At 73.4% G+C, this 18,766-nt stretch carries 16 protein-coding genes and 1 pseudogene; 8 read left to right on the top strand and 9 right to left on the bottom strand.

Going from position 1 to position 18,766, the window contains the following annotated elements; translation table 11 throughout:
- Positions 1–40: 40 nt before the first annotated feature.
- Positions 41–1,177: an 8-amino-7-oxononanoate synthase gene (locus tag ACNAVT_RS05925; protein ID WP_416293562.1), complete on the bottom strand. Its 1,137-nt coding sequence runs from the start codon at positions 1,175–1,177 to the stop codon at positions 41–43.
- Positions 1,178–1,363: 186 nt separating this feature from the next.
- Here ACNAVT_RS05925 and bioB point away from each other — a divergent pair, with 186 nt between their 5' ends.
- The 3 genes and pseudogenes from bioB to ACNAVT_RS05910 form a co-directional block, all read left to right on the top strand.
- Positions 1,364–2,359 carry a biotin synthase BioB gene (bioB, locus tag ACNAVT_RS05920; RefSeq protein WP_416293560.1) on the top strand — a complete coding sequence of 332 codons (996 nt, stop codon included), beginning with the start codon at positions 1,364–1,366 and terminating at the stop codon, positions 2,357–2,359.
- 7 nt (positions 2,360–2,366) lie between these two features.
- Positions 2,367–2,558 (top strand): hypothetical protein, encoded by a 192-nt coding sequence (locus tag ACNAVT_RS05915; RefSeq protein ID WP_416293558.1) that lies wholly within the window; start codon positions 2,367–2,369, stop codon positions 2,556–2,558.
- A gap of 33 nt (positions 2,559–2,591) precedes the next feature.
- Positions 2,592–3,068 (top strand): annotated as a pseudogene (locus tag ACNAVT_RS05910) (GNAT family N-acetyltransferase); the annotation flags it as partial.
- A gap of 6 nt (positions 3,069–3,074) precedes the next feature.
- Here the strand turns inward: ACNAVT_RS05910 and ACNAVT_RS05905 are convergent.
- Both ACNAVT_RS05905 and ACNAVT_RS05900 read right to left on the bottom strand, forming a co-directional pair.
- Complete coding sequence (locus ACNAVT_RS05905) at positions 3,075–3,599, bottom strand: GNAT family N-acetyltransferase (RefSeq protein WP_416293557.1); 525 nt, start codon at positions 3,597–3,599, stop codon at positions 3,075–3,077.
- Between the two features lie 113 nt (positions 3,600–3,712).
- Positions 3,713–4,243 (bottom strand): DUF488 family protein, encoded by a 531-nt coding sequence (locus tag ACNAVT_RS05900; RefSeq protein ID WP_416293555.1) that lies wholly within the window; start codon positions 4,241–4,243, stop codon positions 3,713–3,715.
- Positions 4,244–4,762: 519 nt separating this feature from the next.
- Here ACNAVT_RS05900 and ACNAVT_RS05895 point away from each other — a divergent pair.
- A complete protein-coding gene (locus tag ACNAVT_RS05895; RefSeq protein WP_416293553.1) occupies positions 4,763–4,930 on the top strand; it encodes a hypothetical protein in 168 nt (55 codons plus the stop codon).
- Between the two features lie 60 nt (positions 4,931–4,990).
- On the opposite strand, the gene ACNAVT_RS05890 is transcribed toward ACNAVT_RS05895, so the two are convergent.
- Positions 4,991–7,858: a glycoside hydrolase family 9 protein gene (locus tag ACNAVT_RS05890; RefSeq protein WP_416293552.1), complete on the bottom strand. Its 2,868-nt coding sequence runs from the start codon at positions 7,856–7,858 to the stop codon at positions 4,991–4,993.
- Between the two features lie 259 nt (positions 7,859–8,117).
- Between ACNAVT_RS05890 and ACNAVT_RS05885 the strand changes: the two genes are divergently transcribed.
- Positions 8,118–8,942 (top strand): hypothetical protein, encoded by an 825-nt coding sequence (locus ACNAVT_RS05885; protein WP_416293550.1) that lies wholly within the window; start codon positions 8,118–8,120, stop codon positions 8,940–8,942.
- A gap of 358 nt (positions 8,943–9,300) precedes the next feature.
- Positions 9,301–10,863 carry an aldehyde dehydrogenase family protein gene (locus ACNAVT_RS05880; protein ID WP_416293548.1) on the top strand — a complete coding sequence of 521 codons (1,563 nt, stop codon included), beginning with the start codon at positions 9,301–9,303 and terminating at the stop codon, positions 10,861–10,863.
- A gap of 44 nt (positions 10,864–10,907) precedes the next feature.
- On the opposite strand, the gene ACNAVT_RS05875 is transcribed toward ACNAVT_RS05880, so the two are convergent.
- Both ACNAVT_RS05875 and ACNAVT_RS05870 read right to left on the bottom strand, forming a co-directional pair.
- Positions 10,908–11,999, bottom strand: coding sequence for a GNAT family N-acetyltransferase (locus tag ACNAVT_RS05875; protein WP_416293546.1), 1,092 nt, complete (start codon positions 11,997–11,999; stop codon positions 10,908–10,910).
- An 81-nt stretch (positions 12,000–12,080) separates the two neighbouring features.
- The gene (locus tag ACNAVT_RS05870) at positions 12,081–12,785 is read right to left on the bottom strand and encodes an amino acid-binding protein (RefSeq protein WP_416293544.1); all 705 of its coding nucleotides are present in this window, start codon (positions 12,783–12,785) and stop codon (positions 12,081–12,083) included.
- 151 nt (positions 12,786–12,936) lie between these two features.
- Here ACNAVT_RS05870 and ACNAVT_RS05865 point away from each other — a divergent pair, with 151 nt between their 5' ends.
- The gene (locus ACNAVT_RS05865) at positions 12,937–14,013 is read left to right on the top strand and encodes a phosphotransferase family protein (RefSeq protein ID WP_416293543.1); all 1,077 of its coding nucleotides are present in this window, start codon (positions 12,937–12,939) and stop codon (positions 14,011–14,013) included.
- Positions 14,013–15,224, top strand: a complete 1,212-nt coding sequence (locus ACNAVT_RS05860) for an acyl-CoA dehydrogenase family protein (RefSeq protein WP_416293541.1) — start codon at positions 14,013–14,015, stop codon at positions 15,222–15,224. Before ACNAVT_RS05865 ends, ACNAVT_RS05860 begins: the two co-directional genes overlap by 1 nt.
- A gap of 20 nt (positions 15,225–15,244) precedes the next feature.
- Here ACNAVT_RS05860 and ACNAVT_RS05855 read toward each other — a convergent pair whose 3' ends face one another.
- The 3 genes from ACNAVT_RS05855 to ACNAVT_RS05845 all read right to left on the bottom strand — a co-directional run bounded on the left by ACNAVT_RS05855 (position 15,245) and on the right by ACNAVT_RS05845 (position 18,757).
- Positions 15,245–16,291, bottom strand: coding sequence for a LacI family DNA-binding transcriptional regulator (locus tag ACNAVT_RS05855; RefSeq protein ID WP_416293539.1), 1,047 nt, complete (start codon positions 16,289–16,291; stop codon positions 15,245–15,247).
- 79 nt (positions 16,292–16,370) lie between these two features.
- Complete coding sequence (locus tag ACNAVT_RS05850) at positions 16,371–17,804, bottom strand: GH1 family beta-glucosidase (protein ID WP_416293537.1); 1,434 nt, start codon at positions 17,802–17,804, stop codon at positions 16,371–16,373.
- Positions 17,805–17,860: 56 nt separating this feature from the next.
- Entirely contained in the window at positions 17,861–18,757 is an 897-nt protein-coding gene (locus tag ACNAVT_RS05845) for a carbohydrate ABC transporter permease (RefSeq protein WP_416293535.1), read from the bottom strand.
- Positions 18,758–18,766 lie beyond the last annotated feature (9 nt).

Below are 18,766 nucleotides of genomic sequence, written 5' to 3'. Positions count from 1 at the left end.
CGCGACTGCGGGGCTCGCAACACCGGCTCACTCCTCGCGCTCACGGTGCACACTCCACGATGACGTCCAGGGCCCGGGCGAAGTCCGCCCGGGTCGCCCCGGCGCTGATGGTCAGCCGGAGCCGGGAACGGCTGTCCGGGGTGGACGGCGGCCGGAAGCAGCCCACCGCGACGCCCCGGTCCCGGCAGTCGGCCGCCCACGCGGTCGCCGCCTCCGGACCGGGCGCGGTCACCGACACCACCGCCGCGTCGGGGGCGGAGACCTCCAGCCCGGCCGCGCCCAGCCGGCGCACCGCGAGGGCCGCCCGCTCCGCCAGCTCGGCGCGCAGGTCGTCGCCGGCTCGGGCCAACCGGACCGCGGCGAAGACCCCGGCGGCCACCGCCGGGGGCAGCGCCGTGTCGAAGATGAACGTCCGCCCGGTCTCCACCAGGTGCCGGACGAACTCCGCCGGGCCGGCCACCACGCCGCCGGCCCCGCCGAGCGCCTTGGACAGGGTCGCGGTCACCACCACGTCCGGCTCGCCGGCCAGCCCCGCCGCGGCCACCCCGCCGGCCCCGGCCGGGCCGGTGACGCCGAGCGCGTGCGCGTCGTCGACCAGCAGCAGCGCGCCGTGCCGGCGGGCCACCGCGTGCAGCGCCGCCAGCGGTGCCAGGTCGCCGTCGACGGAGAAGACCGACTCGGTGACCACCACCGCCGGTCGGCCCGGCGCCGCAGCCAACGCCGCCTCCACCGCGGCCACGTCCGCGTGCGGGGTGACCACGGTCTCCGCGCCGGAGATCCGGCAGCCGTCGATCAGCGAGGCGTGGTTGTGGGCGTCGGAGACGAGCAGCGTACGCGGCTGCACCAGGCCTCGGACGGCGGCGAGGTTCGCCAGGTAGCCGGAGGAGAAGACCAGCGCCCGGTCGGTGCCGAGCCACTCCGCGAGGGCGTTCTCCAGCGCATGGTGGACGTCGGTCGAGCCGCGCACCAGCCGTGACCCGGTGGCGCCCAGCCCGTACGCGGTCAGCGCCTCCGCCGCCGCGGCGGTGACCTCCGGGTGGGCGGCCAGGCCGAGGTAGTCGTTGCCGGCCAGGTCGACCACCGCGTCGCCGGCGGCGCGCGGATACAGCCGGCGGGTGAGGCCCGCCTTCGCCCGCAGCTCGGCGCGGCGGTGCAGCGCCGCCAGCCAGTCCGCCACCGTCACTCCCCTGCCGTCGACCCGCTTCCGCGGGGCGAAGTTACCACCCGCCCGCCGCCCTCCGGCGGATCCACTCCTGCGACCCGGCCGCGCCACCGCCGGCCCGGGCACTGCTGGCCGACAACCTCCCCGACCAGCGCCCGGAGCCCGTTCATCGCCGTCCGGCAGCCTTGTAGGGTACGAGCCATGCCAGAGATCCTCGACCAGGCCCGGACCCAGGTGCTGGAGAACGGCGTCGGCCTCGACGAGGCCGGTGTCCTCGCCGTACTCAACCTGCCCGACGAGCACCTGCCCGCCGCCCTCCAGCTCGCCCACGAGGTACGGATGCGGTGGTGCGGCCCGGAGGTCGAGGTCGAGGGCATCGTCTCGCTGAAGACCGGCGGCTGCCCGGAGGACTGCCACTTCTGCTCGCAGTCCGGCCTGTTCACCTCGCCGGTCCGCTCGGTCTGGCTGGACATCCCCTCGCTGGTCGAGGCGGCGAAGCAGACCGCCGCGACCGGGGCCACCGAGTTCTGCATCGTGGCCGCCGTGCGTGGCCCCGACGCCCGGCTGATGAAGCAGATGCGCGAGGGCGTGGCCGCCATCAAGGCGGAGGTCGACATCCAGGTCGCCGCCTCGCTGGGCATGCTCACCCAGGAGCAGGTCGACGAGCTGGTCGACATGGGCGTGCACCGCTACAACCACAACCTGGAGACCTGCCGCTCCTACTTCCCGAACGTGGTCACCACGCACTCGTGGGAGGAGCGCTGGGAGACCCTGAAGATGGTCCGCGAGTCCGGCATGGAGGTCTGCTGCGGCGGCATCCTCGGCCTGGGCGAGTCGGTGGAGCAGCGCGCCGAGTTCGCCGCGCAGCTCGCCGAGCTGGACCCGCACGAGGTCCCGCTGAACTTCCTCAACCCGCGCCCGGGCACCCCGCTGGGCGACCGCCCCGTGGTGGAGGGCAAGGACGCGCTGCGGGCCATCGCCGCGTTCCGGCTGGCCATGCCGCGCACCATCCTCCGGTACGCGGGCGGCCGGGAGCTCACCCTCGGCGACCTGGGCACCCGGGACGGCCTGCTCGGCGGCATCAACGCGGTCATCGTCGGCAACTACCTGACCACGCTGGGCCGGTCGGCGACCGACGACCTGAAGCTGCTGGACGACCTGAAGATGCCGGTCAAGGCGCTCTCCGCGACCCTGTGAGACAGAGGTGACCGTGAGCCAGTCGTGGTGTGACCGTTGCGGTGAGGACGCCGCGGTCGGCGGGCACGAGGCGTGTGCGGCGGCCCGGGCGTTGGAGCCGCCGCGCTACTGCGCCCACTGTCGCCGCCGGATGAAGGTGCAGGTGCTGCCGGCCGGCTGGGCGGCGGCCTGCGTCGAACACGGCGAGATCCGGAGCTGACCGGTGCTGCGGGGGCGGGTGGTGACGCTGTGACCGGCGACGGACGAGGACGTGCCCGCCCTCGCGGCGATCCGGGCCACCCCGGAGGTCCGACGCTGGTGGCGCGGCGGCGACGACCTGGCCGGGGAGATCCGCGCCGACCTGGCCGACGACGAGCTGACCGTCTACGCCGTCGAGCACGACGGCCGGGTGGTCGGCGCGATCCAGTGGTCCGCCGAGACCGAGCCCGACTACCGGCACGCCAGCCTCGACCTCTTCCTCGACCCCGCGGTACGCGGCGCGGGCCTGGGCGGGGATGCCATCCGCACCCTGCTCCGGCACCTGATCGACGAGCACGGGCACCACCGGTTCACCATCGACCCGGCGGCGGCGAACACCGCGGCGATCCGGGCGTACGCGAAGGTGGGCTTCCGCCCGGTGGGCATCATGCGCCGCTACGAGCGCGGCGCGGACGGCCGCTGGCACGACGGCCTGCTGATGGACCTGCTCGCCGACGAGTTGTCCGACTGACTGCGGTCAGGCGGTCCGGATCCAGTAGCGTCGGAGGCGCCCGAGTTCGGTGTCCCGGACGTCCTCGAGCACTCCCCCGTGCCGTTCGATGGTGCGGGCCGAGGCTTCGTTGTGCTCGTCACAGGTGATCAGGACCGGGTCGATGCCCCGCCATGCCGCCTCGGTGAGCGCTGCGCCGAGGGCGAAGGTCGCCACGCCCCGGCGCCGGGCGGCGGGGCGCACGCCGTAGCCGATGTGGCCGCCGGCACGCAGCAGGAAGTCGTTGAGTCGCAGCCGCAGGGAGATCGCGCCGAGCACCTCGTCGCCCTCGACGATCCACCAGTAGATCGCGGGGACCCGCCCCTCCGGCACCCGGGATTCGTCCGTGCCGTCCCGCAGCCCGCTCACCCAGGTCGCGAAGCCCTCCGGCGAGTCCACCTCGTCGGTCGGGCCCAGCCCGGCGCCGTCCTGGTGGACGCCGCGGCCCCAGTCGTCCCGGGCGGCGAGCCAGGACCGGTGCAGGCGGGCGGTGGGGGCGATCAGCTCGACCATGCGCGGACGCTAGCGGCCCGTGGCCGGCCGAGGCCACCGCTTTCCGCGGGACCCGAGCGCCTGCGGAACCACGGGCAACCCGGGTCACCGATCCCAGCCGAGGCCCGACCGGGTCAGCGGTCCCAGATCAGGTGGCCGTCGGGGAGGCGGCGGGCGCCCTCGGCCGGCCGGTGCGGGCTGAGCCGCCCGTCCGGCATGAGGTGCCGCACCGGCACCCGGTGACCGAGCGCCGCCACGTCGGCGATCAGGCGTCGGTGGCAGCGCCACCAGACGCTCTCGCTGCACATCACCGCGGTGGTCCGGTGCGCCGCGTCGGCGAGCACCTCTTCCAGCGCCGCGTCGAACTCGGGCGTCCGGGTGTACGCGGCGTACGCCCGGAACGCCGCGACCCGCCACCAGGTGTCCGGCTCCGGTTCCCCGGCGCGCACGTGCCGGCGACCGCCGAGGCGGGGCTCCCAGCGGTAGTCGATGCCCCGCTCCGGCAGCCAGTGTTCGAGCGCCTCGCTCCGGACGTCCGGGTTGGTCCGGCTGGCCGGGTACCGCCGCACGTCCACCACCAGCGCCACCCCGGCCCCGCCCAACAGCTCTCCCAGCCGCTCCCGATCGGCCGCCCCGTGCCCCACGGTCAGCAACGCCCGCTCCACCAGGCCAGCTTGCCCGGATTCTTGGACACTTACCGTTCACACCGAACGGCAAATGTCCAAGATCCGCGGGCGGTTGCGGACGGGACGGCGGAAGCACCGTCCCGCGCGCAGACTCGGGCGGGTGGTGAGAGCTCTTCCCCCTGACGAGGCGGGCGCGCTGGAGTGGCTGGCGTTCGAGCAGGCCGGTGTACTGACCACTGCCCAGGCGACCCGTCTGCTGACCGCGGGCACGGTACGGGGCCTGGTCCGCTCCGGGCGCTGGCGGTCGATCTGCCGGGGACTCCTGCTCACGAACAACGGTCGCCTCACCCGGGACCAGGAGCTCTGGGCGGCAGTACTGGCCGCCGGCCCGCGTGCCGTGCTGGCTGGCCCGACCGCCGCTGCCGAGGCCGGCGTACGGGGCTGCGGCGGAAGCCGCTGCACGTGCTCGTGCCGGCGGACCGACGAGCGGGCCGGCTGCTGCGCACCCTGCCCGTCGGCGTGCCAGCAGCGTCTGGTGCTGCCCGACGAGATCACCACATGGACGTCCGGCACTGGGCCGACGACATGCGCCGGCAGAACGACGTCTGGACGACCGGCGATCGGATCCTCCGCTTCCCCGCGTGGTTGGTCCGCGCCCACCCCGACGAGGTCGCCGAGTCGCTCCGCCGCGCTCTCCTCGCCGCCGGCTGGCGTCCCGAGGAGTGAACCTTGGACAGTTGCCGTTCCGGGCGAACGGCAACTGTCCAAGATCTCGAGGGCAGGCCGTCAGGAGACGGTGCAGGGGGTGCCGTTGAGGGTGAAGCTGGTGGGCTTCGGGTTGGTGCCGGTGTGGGTGCCGTTGAAGCCGAAGCTGGTCGACGTCCCCGGCGCGAGCATCCCGTTGTACGACAGGTTCGTCGCGGTCACCGCGGCGCCGGTCTGGGTGTAGTTGGCCGACCAGCCCTGGCCCACCTTCTGCCCGGTGTTCGGAAAGGTGAAGGCGAGGGCCCAGCCGTTGATCGAGGTCGTACCGGTGTTGGTGAGCGTGATGTTCGCGGTGAACCCGGTGTCCCAGTCGTTGGTCACGTAGTCGACCTTGCACGGCGCGGTGCTCTGGGCCGGCGCCGTGGTCACCGTGACCGTGGGCGACGGGGCCGAGGCGTTGCCGGCGGCATCCACCGCGACCACGTAGTAGACGTAGGTGGTGGCGGGGGTCAGCCCGGTGGCGGCGTACGTGGTGCCGGTGACCGTGGTGACGAGGGTGTCGGCGGGCCAGGTCTGCCGGTAGACCCGGTAGCCGGTGACGCCGACGTTGTCGGTGGCTGGGCCCCAGGTGAGGGTGAACCCGTTCGGGCCGACCGCCGAGGCGGTCGGGGCGCCGGGCGACGTCGGCGGGGTGGTGTCCGAGCCGCTCCCGCCTGGGGTGGTCACCTGCACCGCGGGCGAGGACGCCGACTGGTTGCCGGCGTTGTCGCGAGCGCTCACCCGGAACCGGTACGTCCGGGCCGGCTGGAGCGAGCTGACGGTCAGGGTGTTGGTGCTGGTCGGGTACTTCACCACCACGTCGCTGCCGACCGTTTCGTGGCTCACGTCGTAGCCGGCCAGGCCACTGCCCCCGCTGTCGGTGGAAGCGGCCCAGGTCAGCGTGACGGAGGTGGAGGTGAGCCCGGACGCGACCGGGGTGCCGGGCACGGTGGGCGGGGTGGTGTCCGGGGTGCCCGGCCCCGGCTCCTCGCCCCAGACCCAGACGCCGGCGGAGTAGAGCGGCACCTTCCGGTTCGGCCCGGCGGTGGCCTGGTACGACGGGTCGTTGGTCGGATCCCAGGTGCCGCCCTCCGGCACGCCGACCTTGAACTGGACCTCCATCCGGTGCTGCGACTGCCCGGCCGGCGCGATGGTGTAGCCGGTGCAGTCGACCTCGACGTACCAGATGTCACCGGACAGCTGACGAGCCGTGGTCGGCGACGGGCAGCCCTGGGTGTAGCCGGGAGTGACCTGCACCGGACCGGCGCCGTCGGGGCGGAAGTAGTAGCGGAACTTCCCGGTGGTCAGCGCCCGCGCCGGGAAGGCCGACTTGTTGTAGATCATCACCTTGAGTCCGGTGCCCCGGGGCTCGGCCTGCATCACCGTGGTCTCCACGGTCAGCTCGTCCAGGTCCGGCTGCTCGGCGGTCGGGAAGCCGGCGAGCGGGTTGCCGCCGTACTCCGTCACCAGCCGGGCCAGGGCGGAGGTGAAGCCGGCGTTGTAGTCGGTGGCGACCTCGTTCATCACGTAATCCGACCGGCTGTCGGTGTAGGCGTCGTTGGCCGACGACGGGCCGCCGACCAGCGCGCCGTAGAGCACGTGCCGGGTCTCGGTGGGCACGGTCTGGCTGTCCCACCAGGAGCCGTGCGCGGTGCGGTGGTGCGGGTTCTTCGGGGCGTTGGTCCCGAAGCCGATGACGTAGCTGGAGTTGCGCGGGTTGTCGCCGAGCGCGTAGTTGATCTGCCGGACGGCGAAGTCGTGGTAGCGCGCCTTGCGGGTCGCGTCGGTGGTCCTGTCGCTGTAGACCAGCGCCGCGAAGGCGGTGTTGGCGGCGTAGCGCAGCGATCCCCAGGAGTCGAGCACCGCCTCCCCGCCGGGCGAGTAGTTCACCCGCGAGCCGTTGACGCCGACGGTCCACCAGTCGAGCCACCGGTTGGCGTCGTCGACGTACTTCTGCTTGCCGGTCAGGTTGGCCAGCAGCACGTACGCCCCGAACTGCTTGTTGTCCCAGGCGATGGTCCACTTGTAGGAGCGGGTGGTGGACTGCGGCTCCGTGCCGAGCTTGTCGTACTCGCTCTCCGCCTTGGCCAGGTAGGTGGCGTCACCGGTGGCCCGGTGGAGCCAGATCGCCCCCCTGACCAGCTCGTCCTGGTAGCCGCTCCACGACCGGTAGAAGCTGGTCGCGTCGGTGATGCACTCGTGGTAGCTCTTCCGCACCGTGTCGGCGAAGGTGTAGAGCTGCTTGGCGTGCCCGAGCAGCTTGTCGGCGTAGGCGGCGTCGGTCGGGCGGAAGACCATCGACGAGGCGGCCATCGCGGCCGCCGTCTCCCCCGCCAGGTCCGCGCCACCGCAGCTCGCGTCGATCTTGTACGCGGGCCGCGCCATCGGCAGCACCTCGGCCGGCCCCCACCACCGGTGGTCGTCGTCGCCCTTGCCGATCTGTCCGTAGAGGACGTTCGGCGCGGGGTGCGCCTTCACGAAGTAGTCGTTGACCCAGCGCAGGTTGTTGAGCAGGTGCGGCAGCTGGCCGGAGGCGGCGTAGCCGGCGCGGTACTCGACCGCGCCCCAGGCCAGCATGGTGGCGCTGAACGCCATCGGGAAGCCGAACTTCACGTGGTCGCCGGCGTCGTACCAGCCGCCGGTGAGGTCGAGACCGACGTCGGCGCCGTCGGTGAGTGCCGAGTCGCCCCGCCAGGAGACCCGGTTCCAGGTCGGCTTCTTCCCGGACTGCTGCGCCTCGTAGAAGAACAGCGACTTCTGCAACGCTTCGGCGTAGTTGAAGGTGGGCGCGGCGGAGGCCGGGAGCGGGGCGGTGACGGCGGCGGCGAGGCCGGCGGCCAGTGCGGCGCCGGCGGCGAGCAGGCGGCGGAGCCGGGACCGGGCACGTGGCGGCGGGATCAGTCGGGACATGGCGAGCTCCTGTGGGTGGCGCCGCACGGCGGCCCGATCGGCCGGACGGGGCCGGTGGCCGGCGCCGCCGTGCGGGGCGGTGGTGGGGTGGACCACGAGGCGCGGGAGCGCTCCCATGGATAGACGACAATGTAATGACCGCGGCGCCGGTTTGGGAAGACGACCCGCCCGACCGGTCAGCCCGATCGTCCGATGTCCTCGGTGCGGGGGTGGCATGCGATCATGGGCCGTCCCCTCTCCCGATCATGGAGGATTCCTCATGCCACAGCGTCGGCACGTGGCGCGCACGGCCCTCGCCGCAGCCGCGGCCACGGCCCTGCTCGGGCTCGCCGTCCCGGCCTGGGCCGCCGGCAACCCGCACAACCCGCCGGGCGACAACGGCACCGTCAAGATCGACGGAATGCCGTTCACCGACAAGGTGGACAACCAGCCGCACGTCACCTGCGAGTTCGAGCTGGAGTTCTTCAACTTCGACCAGGACCAGCGGGCGGACATCACGCTCTGGGCGCAGGCGCCGTCCGCCACCCCGAGGGACAAGGTCGTCTGGTCGCAGAAGGACGTGCTGATCAGCGACGACCCGGCCTCCGGCGCGGAGAACGACCACGACGAGGTCATCAGGCTCTCCGCGAACGACCTCGACCTGACGGGCCTGAAGCTGCACCCGAAGCAGGGCTACCACCTCAAGCTCGACGTGAACCTGATCGGCGGCAAGTCGGCCAACGGCAAGTCCAAGGTCTTCTGGCTGAGCCCGTGCGAGTCGTCCGAGTCGCCGTCACCGTCACCGTCCACCCCGGGCGAGGAGTCGCCGACCCCGACGCCGTCCACTCCGGGCGAGGAGTCGCCGACACCCACCCCGGGCGACTCGGAGAACCCGACGCCGGGCGACTCGGGGAACCCGTCCGACACCCCGCCCTCGCCGGGCGACTCGACCGGCGGCGGTGGCGGCAGCAACACCGGCGGCGGCCTGCCGCTGACCGGTGTGGCCGCGACCAGCATGGCGCTCACCGGCGTCGCCCTCATCGGTGGCGGGGTCGCCCTGACCGTCCTGCGTCGCCGCCGGGACAAGATCACCTTCACCAGCTGACGTACGCGCCAGCCCGGGAACCGGCCGTCGGACTCGCTCCGGCGGCCGGTTCCGCGTATCCGAGGCAGCCCTTCCCGGCCGAACCGGCCGAGGCGATGATCCGCACCGATGGGCGATCCGGCCGACGCCACCTGAGCTGGATCACATCATCGACAGACATCGACAGCCTGTCGGCGTATCCCCAGGTAGGAGCCCGGGGACGAGGGCCGCGATGTTCCGCGGGCGGAGCCGACCGGCGGGGCCGGTGTCCTGGTATACGAGCGTACGGTTGCCCGCGCGCTCGGCGACGCGGGACAGTACGCGACACCAGCGGTGCCATCGACGCCGCCGCTCCCCGGATAACCCTGAGGAGATCGCGATGGCTCTCAGAATCGCCGACGGCACCTCCTGGTCCGACACTCTCGCCCGCGCGGTGGCCGCCGCACCGGAGGCCTTCGGCACGGCGCCCGGCGGCGGCGCCGTCCTGCACAACCTGATCGAGGGCGAGTGGCGGGCGGTCGGCGCCCCGACCCCGGTGCGCACCCCGGTCGACAACACCGTCCTGTTGCACCTGGCCCGCCTCGACGCCGACGCGGCGCGCGGGGCGGTCGCCCATGCCGCCGCCGACCACCGGGACTGGGCGCGGACCCCGCTCGCCGAGCGGAAGGCCCGGGTCACCGAGGCCCTCGACGCACTCACCGCCCACCGCGACCTGCTCGCCATGCTGCTGGTCTGGGAGATCGGCAAGCCGTGGCGGCTGGCCTGCGCCGACGTCGGCCGGGCCCTGGACGGCGTGCGCTGGTACGTGCGGGAGATCGACCGGATGCTCGCCGACGGCCGTGAGCCGCTGCCCGGGCCGGTCAGCAACATCGCCTCCTGGAACTACCCGATGAGCGTCCTGGTCCACGCCGAGCTGGTGCAGCTGCTCGCCGGCAACGCGGTGATCGCCAAGACCCCGTCGCAGGGCGGCGCGGCCTGCCTCACCGTGGCGCACGCGCTGCTGCGTCGCGCGGGACTGCCCGCCACCCTGCTGTCCGGCGGCGGCGAGGAGCTCTCCGAGGTCCTGGTGCGCGCCCCGGAGATCGGCGCGGTGGCGTTCGTCGGCGGCCGCTCCAACGGCGGCAAGGTGGCCGCGGCGCTGCTCGACTCCGACAAGCGACACTTCATCGAGCAGGAAGGCCTCAACGCCTGGGGGATCTGGAACTTCTCCCAGTGGGACCTGCTCGCCACCCATTTGAAGAAGGGCTTCGAATACGGCAAGCAGCGCTGCACCGCGTACCCGCGGTTCGTGGTCCAGCGCGACCTGGTCGACGAGTTCCTCGACATCTACCTGCCGGTGGTTCGCTCGATCCGATTCGGACACCCGCTCGCCGTCGACGACGACTGGTCGGCCGGTGACCCGCTGCCCGAGCTGGACTTCGGCCCGCTGATCAGCGCGGCCAAGGCCGAGGAGCTGCGCCGCAAGGTCGACGAGGCGGTACGCGGCGGCGCGGTGCCGCTGCACCGGGGCAAGCTCGACCGCGCGCCCTTCCTCGAGGGGCAGGACACCTCCGCGTACGCGGCGCCGGCGGTGCTGCTCGCCCCGCCCGGGCGGTCCCGGCTGATGCACGCCGAGCCGTTCGGCCCGGTGGACACCATCGTCGTGGTGGACACCACCGACGAGCTGCTGGCCCAGATGAACGCCTCCAACGGCGCGCTGGTCGCGTCCCTGGCCTGCGACGACGAGGAACATGCCGGCAAGCTGGCGGTCGACCTCCAGGCGTTCAAGGTGGGCATCAACAAGCCCCGCTCCCGGGGCGACCGGCAGGAGCCGTTCGGCGGCCGCGGCGCATCCTGGAAGGGTGCCTTCGTCGGCGGTGACCTGCTGGTGCAGGCGGTCACGGTGGGCGGCGGGCGGCTCTACGGCAACTTCCCCGACTACAGCAGCTACCCGACCACCTGAGCCAGACCCGAGCAGGGCCTCCGCACCGGGGGCCCTGCCGGGAGTCAGTACGACCGTCGCGTGGGTACGGTCACGCCGGCGGGCCGGGGCACGTCGGCGCGGAGGGCAGTGGCGTCCAGCGGCACAGTCACGGCCAGCACCTCGCCGTCCCGCTGCACCGACGTCGGCCGACCCAGCCGGCGTACGGTGCGCAGCATCGGCGTGTTCGCGGCCGCCACGTGCAGCAGCACGGCGGCGTAGCCGGCCCGGTCGGCGTGCCCGAGCAGCCGCCGCAGCAGGGCCGAGCCGAGGCCGCGCCGCTGCCAGTCGTCCCGGACCAGCAGGGCCACCTCCGCCTCGTCCCCCTCGCCGACCAGGTTGGCCATCGCCACGACGGCCTCCGCCTCCCCGCCGGAGCCGGGCATGGCGACGAGGGTGAGCCCCCGGGCCGGCTCCAGCAGCCGGCGCAGCCGGACCGGGGACGGCAGGGCCGACCCGCCCAGGTACCGCCGCTGCCGGCTCCGGTCCGAGCAGATCTCGTGCAGCCGCACCACGCCGGGCAGGTCGTCCTCGGTCGCCGGCCGGACCAGCACCTCGGCCGAGTCGGGCAGCACCAGGGTGGCCCGGTCGGCGTCCCGGCGGGCAACGGCCGCGGCCAGCTCGACCAGGGCCTGCGCCCGGGCGTACTCGGCCGGGGTGAACGTCGGCTCCCCGCGGCGCAGCTCGTACCAGCCGCCGGACGGATCGGCGAGCAGCATCGTGTGGGCGCCCACCCCGCCGAGCTGGCCGGCCGGCGCCGGCCGCCAGGTGACCGTGTCCGCGCCGAGCAGCGCACGCAGCGCCTCGCCGGCCGCCTCCGGATCGCGGGCCAGCCGGGTGGCCAGGCCGAGCACCCGGGTGGGCTGGTCGGCCAGGCCGCGCGCCTCGCTGCGCGCGACCCAGCAGTCCCGTCCCCGTCCCCGCTCGACGGCGGCCCGCAGGTCCGCCTCGGTGAGCTGCTCGGGTGCGTCGACGAGGAAGTCGTCGACGGCCCCCACCTCGGTGGTGTGCACCTGCACGGTGAGGATGTTGACCCCGCGCAACGCGAGGCTCGCCGTGAGCACCGACAGGTAGCCCGGCCGGTCGTCCACGGTGGCTCGGATCCGCCACAGCGCCATGTTTCGCTCCCTTCCTCACCCCAGACCCTGCCGCCCGGCTGTTGCGCCGCCGTTGCCCGGCGGTGACGGGGTGGGAACCGGTCAGGTGATGGTCGTCACGGGCGGCGCGCCGACCAGGTCCAACCGGTCGCCGAGGATCACCGCGCTGGCCCGGACCAACTGGGAGAGCCGGTCCACCTCGGTGGAGTGGAACGCGGCGGCCGCGAGGGGCTCGGCGCGGTCCCGCGCCACCACCAGCACCAGGCCGGCGCGGCCGAACGGCGCGACCGCGTAGTGGCGCAAGTCCGGGCCGGTCATCGCCCGGGCCCGCAGCGGGGTCACCTCCGGCAGCCGGGGCGGGACCGGAGCCCGCCAGCTCGCGTGCCCGACGGTGGCCTCGCCCCCGCCGCCGCGGTGTGCGGCCCAGTCCACGGGCACCACCGCGGCCACCGCCCAGTCCGCGGCGAGCAGCCCGGGCACCGCGTCGACCAGGGTGGCGACCCCCTCGGTCGGGTTCGCGGCGATCTGGGCGAGCAGCTCCGCGTCCTGACCCGTGGTGGTGGGCGCGCCGATCGCCCGCCACACCCCGTCCAGCCGTACGCCGGGGATGGCGGCCAGGCCGGCCATCAGGCGTTCCATCCGCGTCGCGCCCGGCCACACCACGGTGAAGTCGTCCACCGCCCGGCCGCCGAGTCGCTCCAGCACGACCACCTGGACGATGTCGGCGCCGGCGACACCGAGTGTCCGGGCCACCTGCCCGAGCGTGCCGGGTCGGTCCGGCAGGGTCACCCGAACTCTCAGCAGCATCTCTGGTCCCCCTCCCGTGGCGGGCCGGCCGTGGCGGCCGGCAGGCTGGGCCCCAGCCTGCCGGTTGACCATTTCGCCCCTGTTGCCGCGGCATGTCCCGCCGGGAAAATCCTGCCTTGACAAGAAGGTTGAGCTGCCATCAACTAACCGGATGACCGATCCGGCCGTCGCGGCGCCGCAGACCACGACCGGTTCGGCTCCCCGCGGGCTCGATCTCGACCGGCTCGCCGCGTACCTGGCCGCGCACCGGCCCGAGCTGGCCGCCGGGCCGCTGTCGGCGCGGCTGATCGCCGGCGGCAAGTCCAACCTGACCTACCTGCTGCGCAGCGGCGACCGCGAGGTGGTGCTGCGCCGGCCGCCGCTCGGGCACGTGCTGGCCACCGCGCACGACATGGCCCGCGAGCACCGGGTGATCTCCGCGCTCGCCGCCACCGACGTCCCGGTCCCCGCCACGCTGCTGCTCTGCCCCGCCGACGACGTGATCGGCGCACCGTTCTACCTGATGGAGAAGGTCGACGGCGAGGTCTGCCGGAGCCGCTCGCAGACCGACCCGCTCAGCGCCGGGCAGCGGCACGACCTGGCCATGGCGATGATGGACACCCTCGCCGCGCTGCACCTGGTCGAGCCGGCCGCGGTCGGGCTGGCCGACTTCGGTCGCCCCGTCGGCTACCTGGCCCGGCAGGTGCGCCGCTGGGCCGGCCAGCTCGACCGCTCCCGCAGCCGCCCGCTGCCCGGCATCGACGAGCTGCGCGACGCGCTCGCCGGCAGCGTGCCGGAGGGCGCGAACGCGGGGCGGATCGTGCACGGCGACTACCGGCTGGACAACCTGCTCGTCTCGGTCGACCCGGTCGCGGTCCGGGCGGTGCTCGACTGGGAGATGGCCACTCTCGGCGACCCGCTGGCCGATCTCGGGCTGCTGCTGACCTACTGGAGTGTGCTCGGCGACAGCGAGCTCGCCGAGGGCAACCCGGTCGCCGACGGCCTCGGCCCCCGGGCCGGTTTTCCCGCCGGCGCCGAGCTGATCGACCGGTACGCGGGCCGCAGCGACGTCGACGTCGGCCCGCTGCACTGGCACGTGGCGCTCGGCTGCTTCAAACTCGCGGTGATCTGCGAGGGAATCCACTACCGACACACCCTCGGGCAGACGCTCGGCGGGGGCTTCGACCGGATCGGCGAGCTGGTGGCGCCGCTGGTCGAGCACGGTCTGCACGCGGTCAGGGAGCGGTGATGGACTTCGGGTACGACGCCCGTACGGTCGAGCTGCGCGAGCGGCTGGCGGCGTTCCTCACCGAGTGCGTGTACCCGGCCGAACCGGTGCACGCCGAGCAGGTGGCCGCCGCCGGCGACCCGTGGGCCCGCCCGCCGGTGCTGGACGAGCTGAAGGCCGAGGCCCGGGCTCGCGGCCTGTGGAACCTCTTCCTCCCCGACTCCCGCTACGGCGCCGGCCTGACCAACCTCCAGTACGCCCCGCTCGCCGAGCTGACCGGGCGCAGCCCGCACCTGGCCCCGGAGGCGTTGAACTGCGCCGCCCCGGACACCGGCAACATGGAACTGCTCGCCGAGTTCGGGTCCGCGGCGCAGCGGGACCGCTGGCTGACGCCTCTGCTGGCGGGGGAGATCCGCTCCGCGTTCTGCATGACGGAGCCGGAGGTGGCCTCCTCCGACGCCACCAACATCGCCACCCGGATCACCCGCGACGGCGACTCGTACGTGGTCAACGGCCGCAAGTGGTGGTCGTCCGGGGCGATGGACCCGCGCTGCGAGATCTTCATCGTGATGGGCAAGACCGACCCGGACGCCGACCGGCACCGGCAGCAGAGCATGCTCCTGGTCCCCCGGAACACGCCGGGCGTCACCGTACGACGGGGCATGACCGTCTTCGGCTACACCGACGCCCCGCACGGCGGGCACGCCGAGATCGACTTCCACGACGTCCGGGTGCCGGCCGAGAACCTGGTCGGCGCCGAGGGTGGCGGCTTCGCGATCGCCCAGGCCCGGCTCGGCCCGGGGCGGATCCACCACTGCATGCGGCTGATCGGGATGGCCGAGCGGGCCCTGGAGCTGCTCTGCCGGCGCGCCCTGGACCGGGTCGCGTTCGGCCGGCCGCTGGCCGAGCAGGGCGTGGTCCGGGAGTGGATCGCCGAGTCCCGGGTGCGTATCGAGCAGGCCCGGCTGCTGGTGCTCAAGACCGCCTGGCTGATGGACACCGTCGGCAACAAGGGCGCGCACACCGAGATCCAGGCCATCAAGATCGCCACGCCGGTCATGGCCGAGTGGGTGATCGACAAGGCCGTCCAGGCGTACGGCGGGGCCGGCGTCAGCCAGGACACCCCGCTCGCCGCCCTCTGGGCGCAGGCCCGCACCCTCCGCCTGGCCGACGGCCCCGACGAGGTCCACAAGGCGTCCCTCGCCAGGCGCGAACTCCGCCGCTGGTCCTGACCCGCATTGCGGGGCCCGGATCAGGCGGAGGCGCGGTGGATGAGTTTGGTGTCGAGGATGACGTGGGGTGTCGGGACCTCCTCGCCGCGGATGCGGGAGACCAGGAGGCGGGCCATCTGGCGGCCCATCTCCTCCACCGGCTGGAATACCGTGGTCAGCGGCGGCTCGGCCTGCCGGGCGATCGGGGCGTCGTCGAAGCCGACCACCGCCACGTCCTCCGGCACCCGGCGGCCGGCCTCACGGAGCGCACGCAGGGCGCCGAAGGCCATCAGGTCGGAGGCGACGAAGACGGCGTCCAGGTCGGGGCAGACCTCCAACAGCCGCCGCATGCAGGCCGTGCCGCTGCCCTCGCTGAAGTCCCCGTACGCGATCAGGTCGTCCTGGACCGTGCCGCCCGCGGCCCGGACCGCCGCCTTGTAGCCGGACAACCGGGCCAGGCCGGCGCCCATGTCCTGCGGGCCGGCGATGGTGGCGATCCGCCGCCGGCCGCGGGCGAACAGGTGCTCCACCGCCTGCCGGGCGCCGCCGACGTTGTCCACGTCGACGAACCAGGCGGCCTGGGCGTCGGGGTGCAGCATCCGGGCCGGCCGGCCGCCGAGCACGGCGGGCAGTCCGCGCTCCTCCAGCAGGGTGGGCAGCGGGTCGGCGTCGTGCAGCGAGAGCAGCAACACCCCGTCCACGTGCTGGTTGGTCAGGTGGTGCTCGACACGTTCCCGCTCGATCGGCGACTGCACCATGGCCAGCCAGAGCTGCATCGGCGTCTCCAGCAGCCCGGAGCTGACGCCCCGGACGATGGCGGCGAAGAACGGCTCGGTGAAGACCCGCTCCCCAGACTCGGAGACCACCAGCGCCACCGAGTCGGTCCGCTGGGTCACCAGTGCCCGGGCGGCCCGGTTGGGCACGTACCCCAGCTCGGCGATCGCCTGTTGGACGGCGGCCCGGGCCTCGGGGCTGACCTGGGGCGAGCCGTTGACCACGCGGGAGACCGTGCCGCGCCCCACGCCGGCGCGGGCGGCGACCGCGTCAAGGGTCGGGCGCCCGAGCGACCGCGTGCGCTGCGTTGTCATCCTGTGCTCCTCCGACGTCGAACGGGCCCGGCACCTGCTATGGCGTCGGTGCCGGACCGCCCGTTACTGCTGACCCAGCCTATTGTGCGGCCAGACCGTTACGTCGGATCACCTCGGCGAACCACCTGGCGCTCGACTTGGGGATCCGGGTCTGGCTGTCGTAGTCGACGTACACCATCCCGAAACGCTTGGTGTAGCCCCAGGCCCACTCGAAGTTGTCCATCAGCGACCAGGCGAAGTACCCCCGCAGCGGCACCCCGGCCCGGATCGCGGCGTGGGCGGCGCGCAGGTGCGCGTCGAAGTACGCCAGCCGGTCGGGGTCGTCGACCCGGCCGCCGACCACCGCGTCGACGAACGCGGAGCCGTTCTCGGTGATGTAGAGCGGCAGGTCGGTGTAGTCCCGGTGGACGCGTTCCAGGGTCTCCACCAGGCCGGGGGCGTCGATCTCCCAGTCCATGTCGGTCACCGGCACGCCCCGGGTGACGAACCGGACGTCCTCGCTGCCCGGCCAGGACGACGGCGCCCGCCAGTAGGCCTCCGGCTCCGCCCCCTCGACCGGCGCGGCGACCACGTGCCGGCTGTAGTAGTTGATGCCCACCATGTCCAGCGGGGTTGAGATGACCGCCAGGTCCCCGTCGCGGACGTGCCCGAAGTCGGTGACCTGACGCAGGTCGGCCTTCAGGTCCGCCGGGTACGCCCCGCGCAGCACCGGGTCGAGGAAGAACCGGTTGGCCAGGGCGTCGATGCGGCGGGCGGCCTCGGCGTCCGCGGGCGAGCGGGTGGCCGGGGTGACCGGGTAGAGGTTGAGCGTGATGCCGAGCTGCGCCTGCGGCCGGGACGCCCGCAGCGCCTGGACGGCCAGCCCGTGCCCGAGCATGAGGTGGTGCCCGGCCCGCACCGCGTCCGCCCGGTCGGATCGGCCCGGCGCGTGCACGCCGGATCCGTAGCCGAGGAAGGCCGAGCACCAGGGCTCGTTCAACGTGGTGAAGGATGGCACGCGGTCACCGAGAGCGTCGGCGACGAGCTGGGCGTAGTCGGCGAACCGGCCGGCGGTGTCCCGGGCCGGCCAGCCGCCGGCGTCCTCCAACGGCTGGGGCAGGTCCCAGTGGTAGAGGGTCAGCCACGGCTCGATGCCGTGGGCCAGCAGCTCGTCGACCAGCCGTCGGTAGAAGTCCAGCCCCTCCTGGTTGGCCGCCCCGGCGCCGCCGGGCTGCACGCGGGGCCAGGAGACCGAGAAGCGGTAGGAGTTCAGCCCCAGGTCCGCCATCAGCCGCACGTCGTCGGGCATCCGGTGGTAGTGGTCGCAGGCCACGTCGCCGGTGTGCCCGGCCACCGTCCGGCCCTCCAGGTGGCTGAAGGTGTCCCAGATCGAGGGGGTCCGGCCGCCCTCGGTCGCCGCGCCCTCGATCTGGTACGCGGCCGTCGCCGCGCCCCAGCGGAAGCCGGGCGGGAAGGTCAGTTCCGGTCCCTGGTCGAGGACGCCGACGGCGGGCGGGCTGGCTGGGTTGCTCATCGGACCACCCTTCGTTCGCGACTGCGGGGCTCGCAAACCCGGCTCACTCCTCACGCTCACGATTTGACGGCGCCTTCCATGATTCCGCCGATGATCTGGCGGCCGAACAGGACGAACACGATGAACAGGGGCAGGGTCGCGATCAACGTACCGGCGAAGATCTGCGAGTTGTCGGCGAAGTAGGCGGTGTTGAGGCTGCGCAGGGAGATCTGGACGGTCGGGTTGGCCGGGTCCGCCAGCACCACGAACGGCCAGAAGAACTGGTTCCACTGCTCCATGAAGGTGAGCAGGCCGAGCACCGCGGCGGCCGGACGCAGGGCCGGCATCACCACGTGCCAGTACACCTTCCAGGTGGAGCAGCCGTCCACCCGGGCCGCCTCGATCAGCTCGTTCGGGACGGCCTGCTCGGCGTACTGGCGCATCATGAAGATCCCGAAGCCGCCGATGAGGAACGGCACGGTCACCGAGGGCATGGTGTTCAGCCACTCGAGCTTCGCCATCAGGATGTACAGCGGCAGCACGCCGAGCTGGATCGGCACCATCATCGAGGCCAGGATGATCAGCAGCAACGCGTTCTTGCCCCGGAACCGGAGCTTGGCGAAGGCGAAGCCGGCCAGCGAGCCGAAGAAGACCGTGGCGACCGTGATCGTGCCGGAGACCAGGAACGAGTTCAGCAGGCCCTTGACGATGTTGGCGTCACCGTTGTCGAGCACCCGCTGGATGTTGTCGCCGAGCTTGCCGCCGGGCAGGAACGGCGGCGGCCAGGAATTGGCCGCGTCGTTGGTCCGCGAGGCGATCACGATCATCCAGTAGAACGGGAAGAGCGACAGGATCACCCCGAGGACCAGCCCGAACCAGGTGAGCGGGCTGGCCCTCCAGAGCCGCGCGGCCTGGTGGCTGGCGCGCGGCGGGCTGGCCGGCCGCGCGGGTGGGCGGAGCGTGGTGGTCGTCATCTCGTCACC

The organism is Micromonospora sp. SL4-19 (genome assembly GCF_047921475.1).
Lineage (GTDB): Bacteria > Actinomycetota > Actinomycetes > Mycobacteriales > Micromonosporaceae > Micromonospora.
Note: the sequence above shows the minus strand (reverse complement) of the source record. Positions and strands in the feature narration are given on the sequence as shown.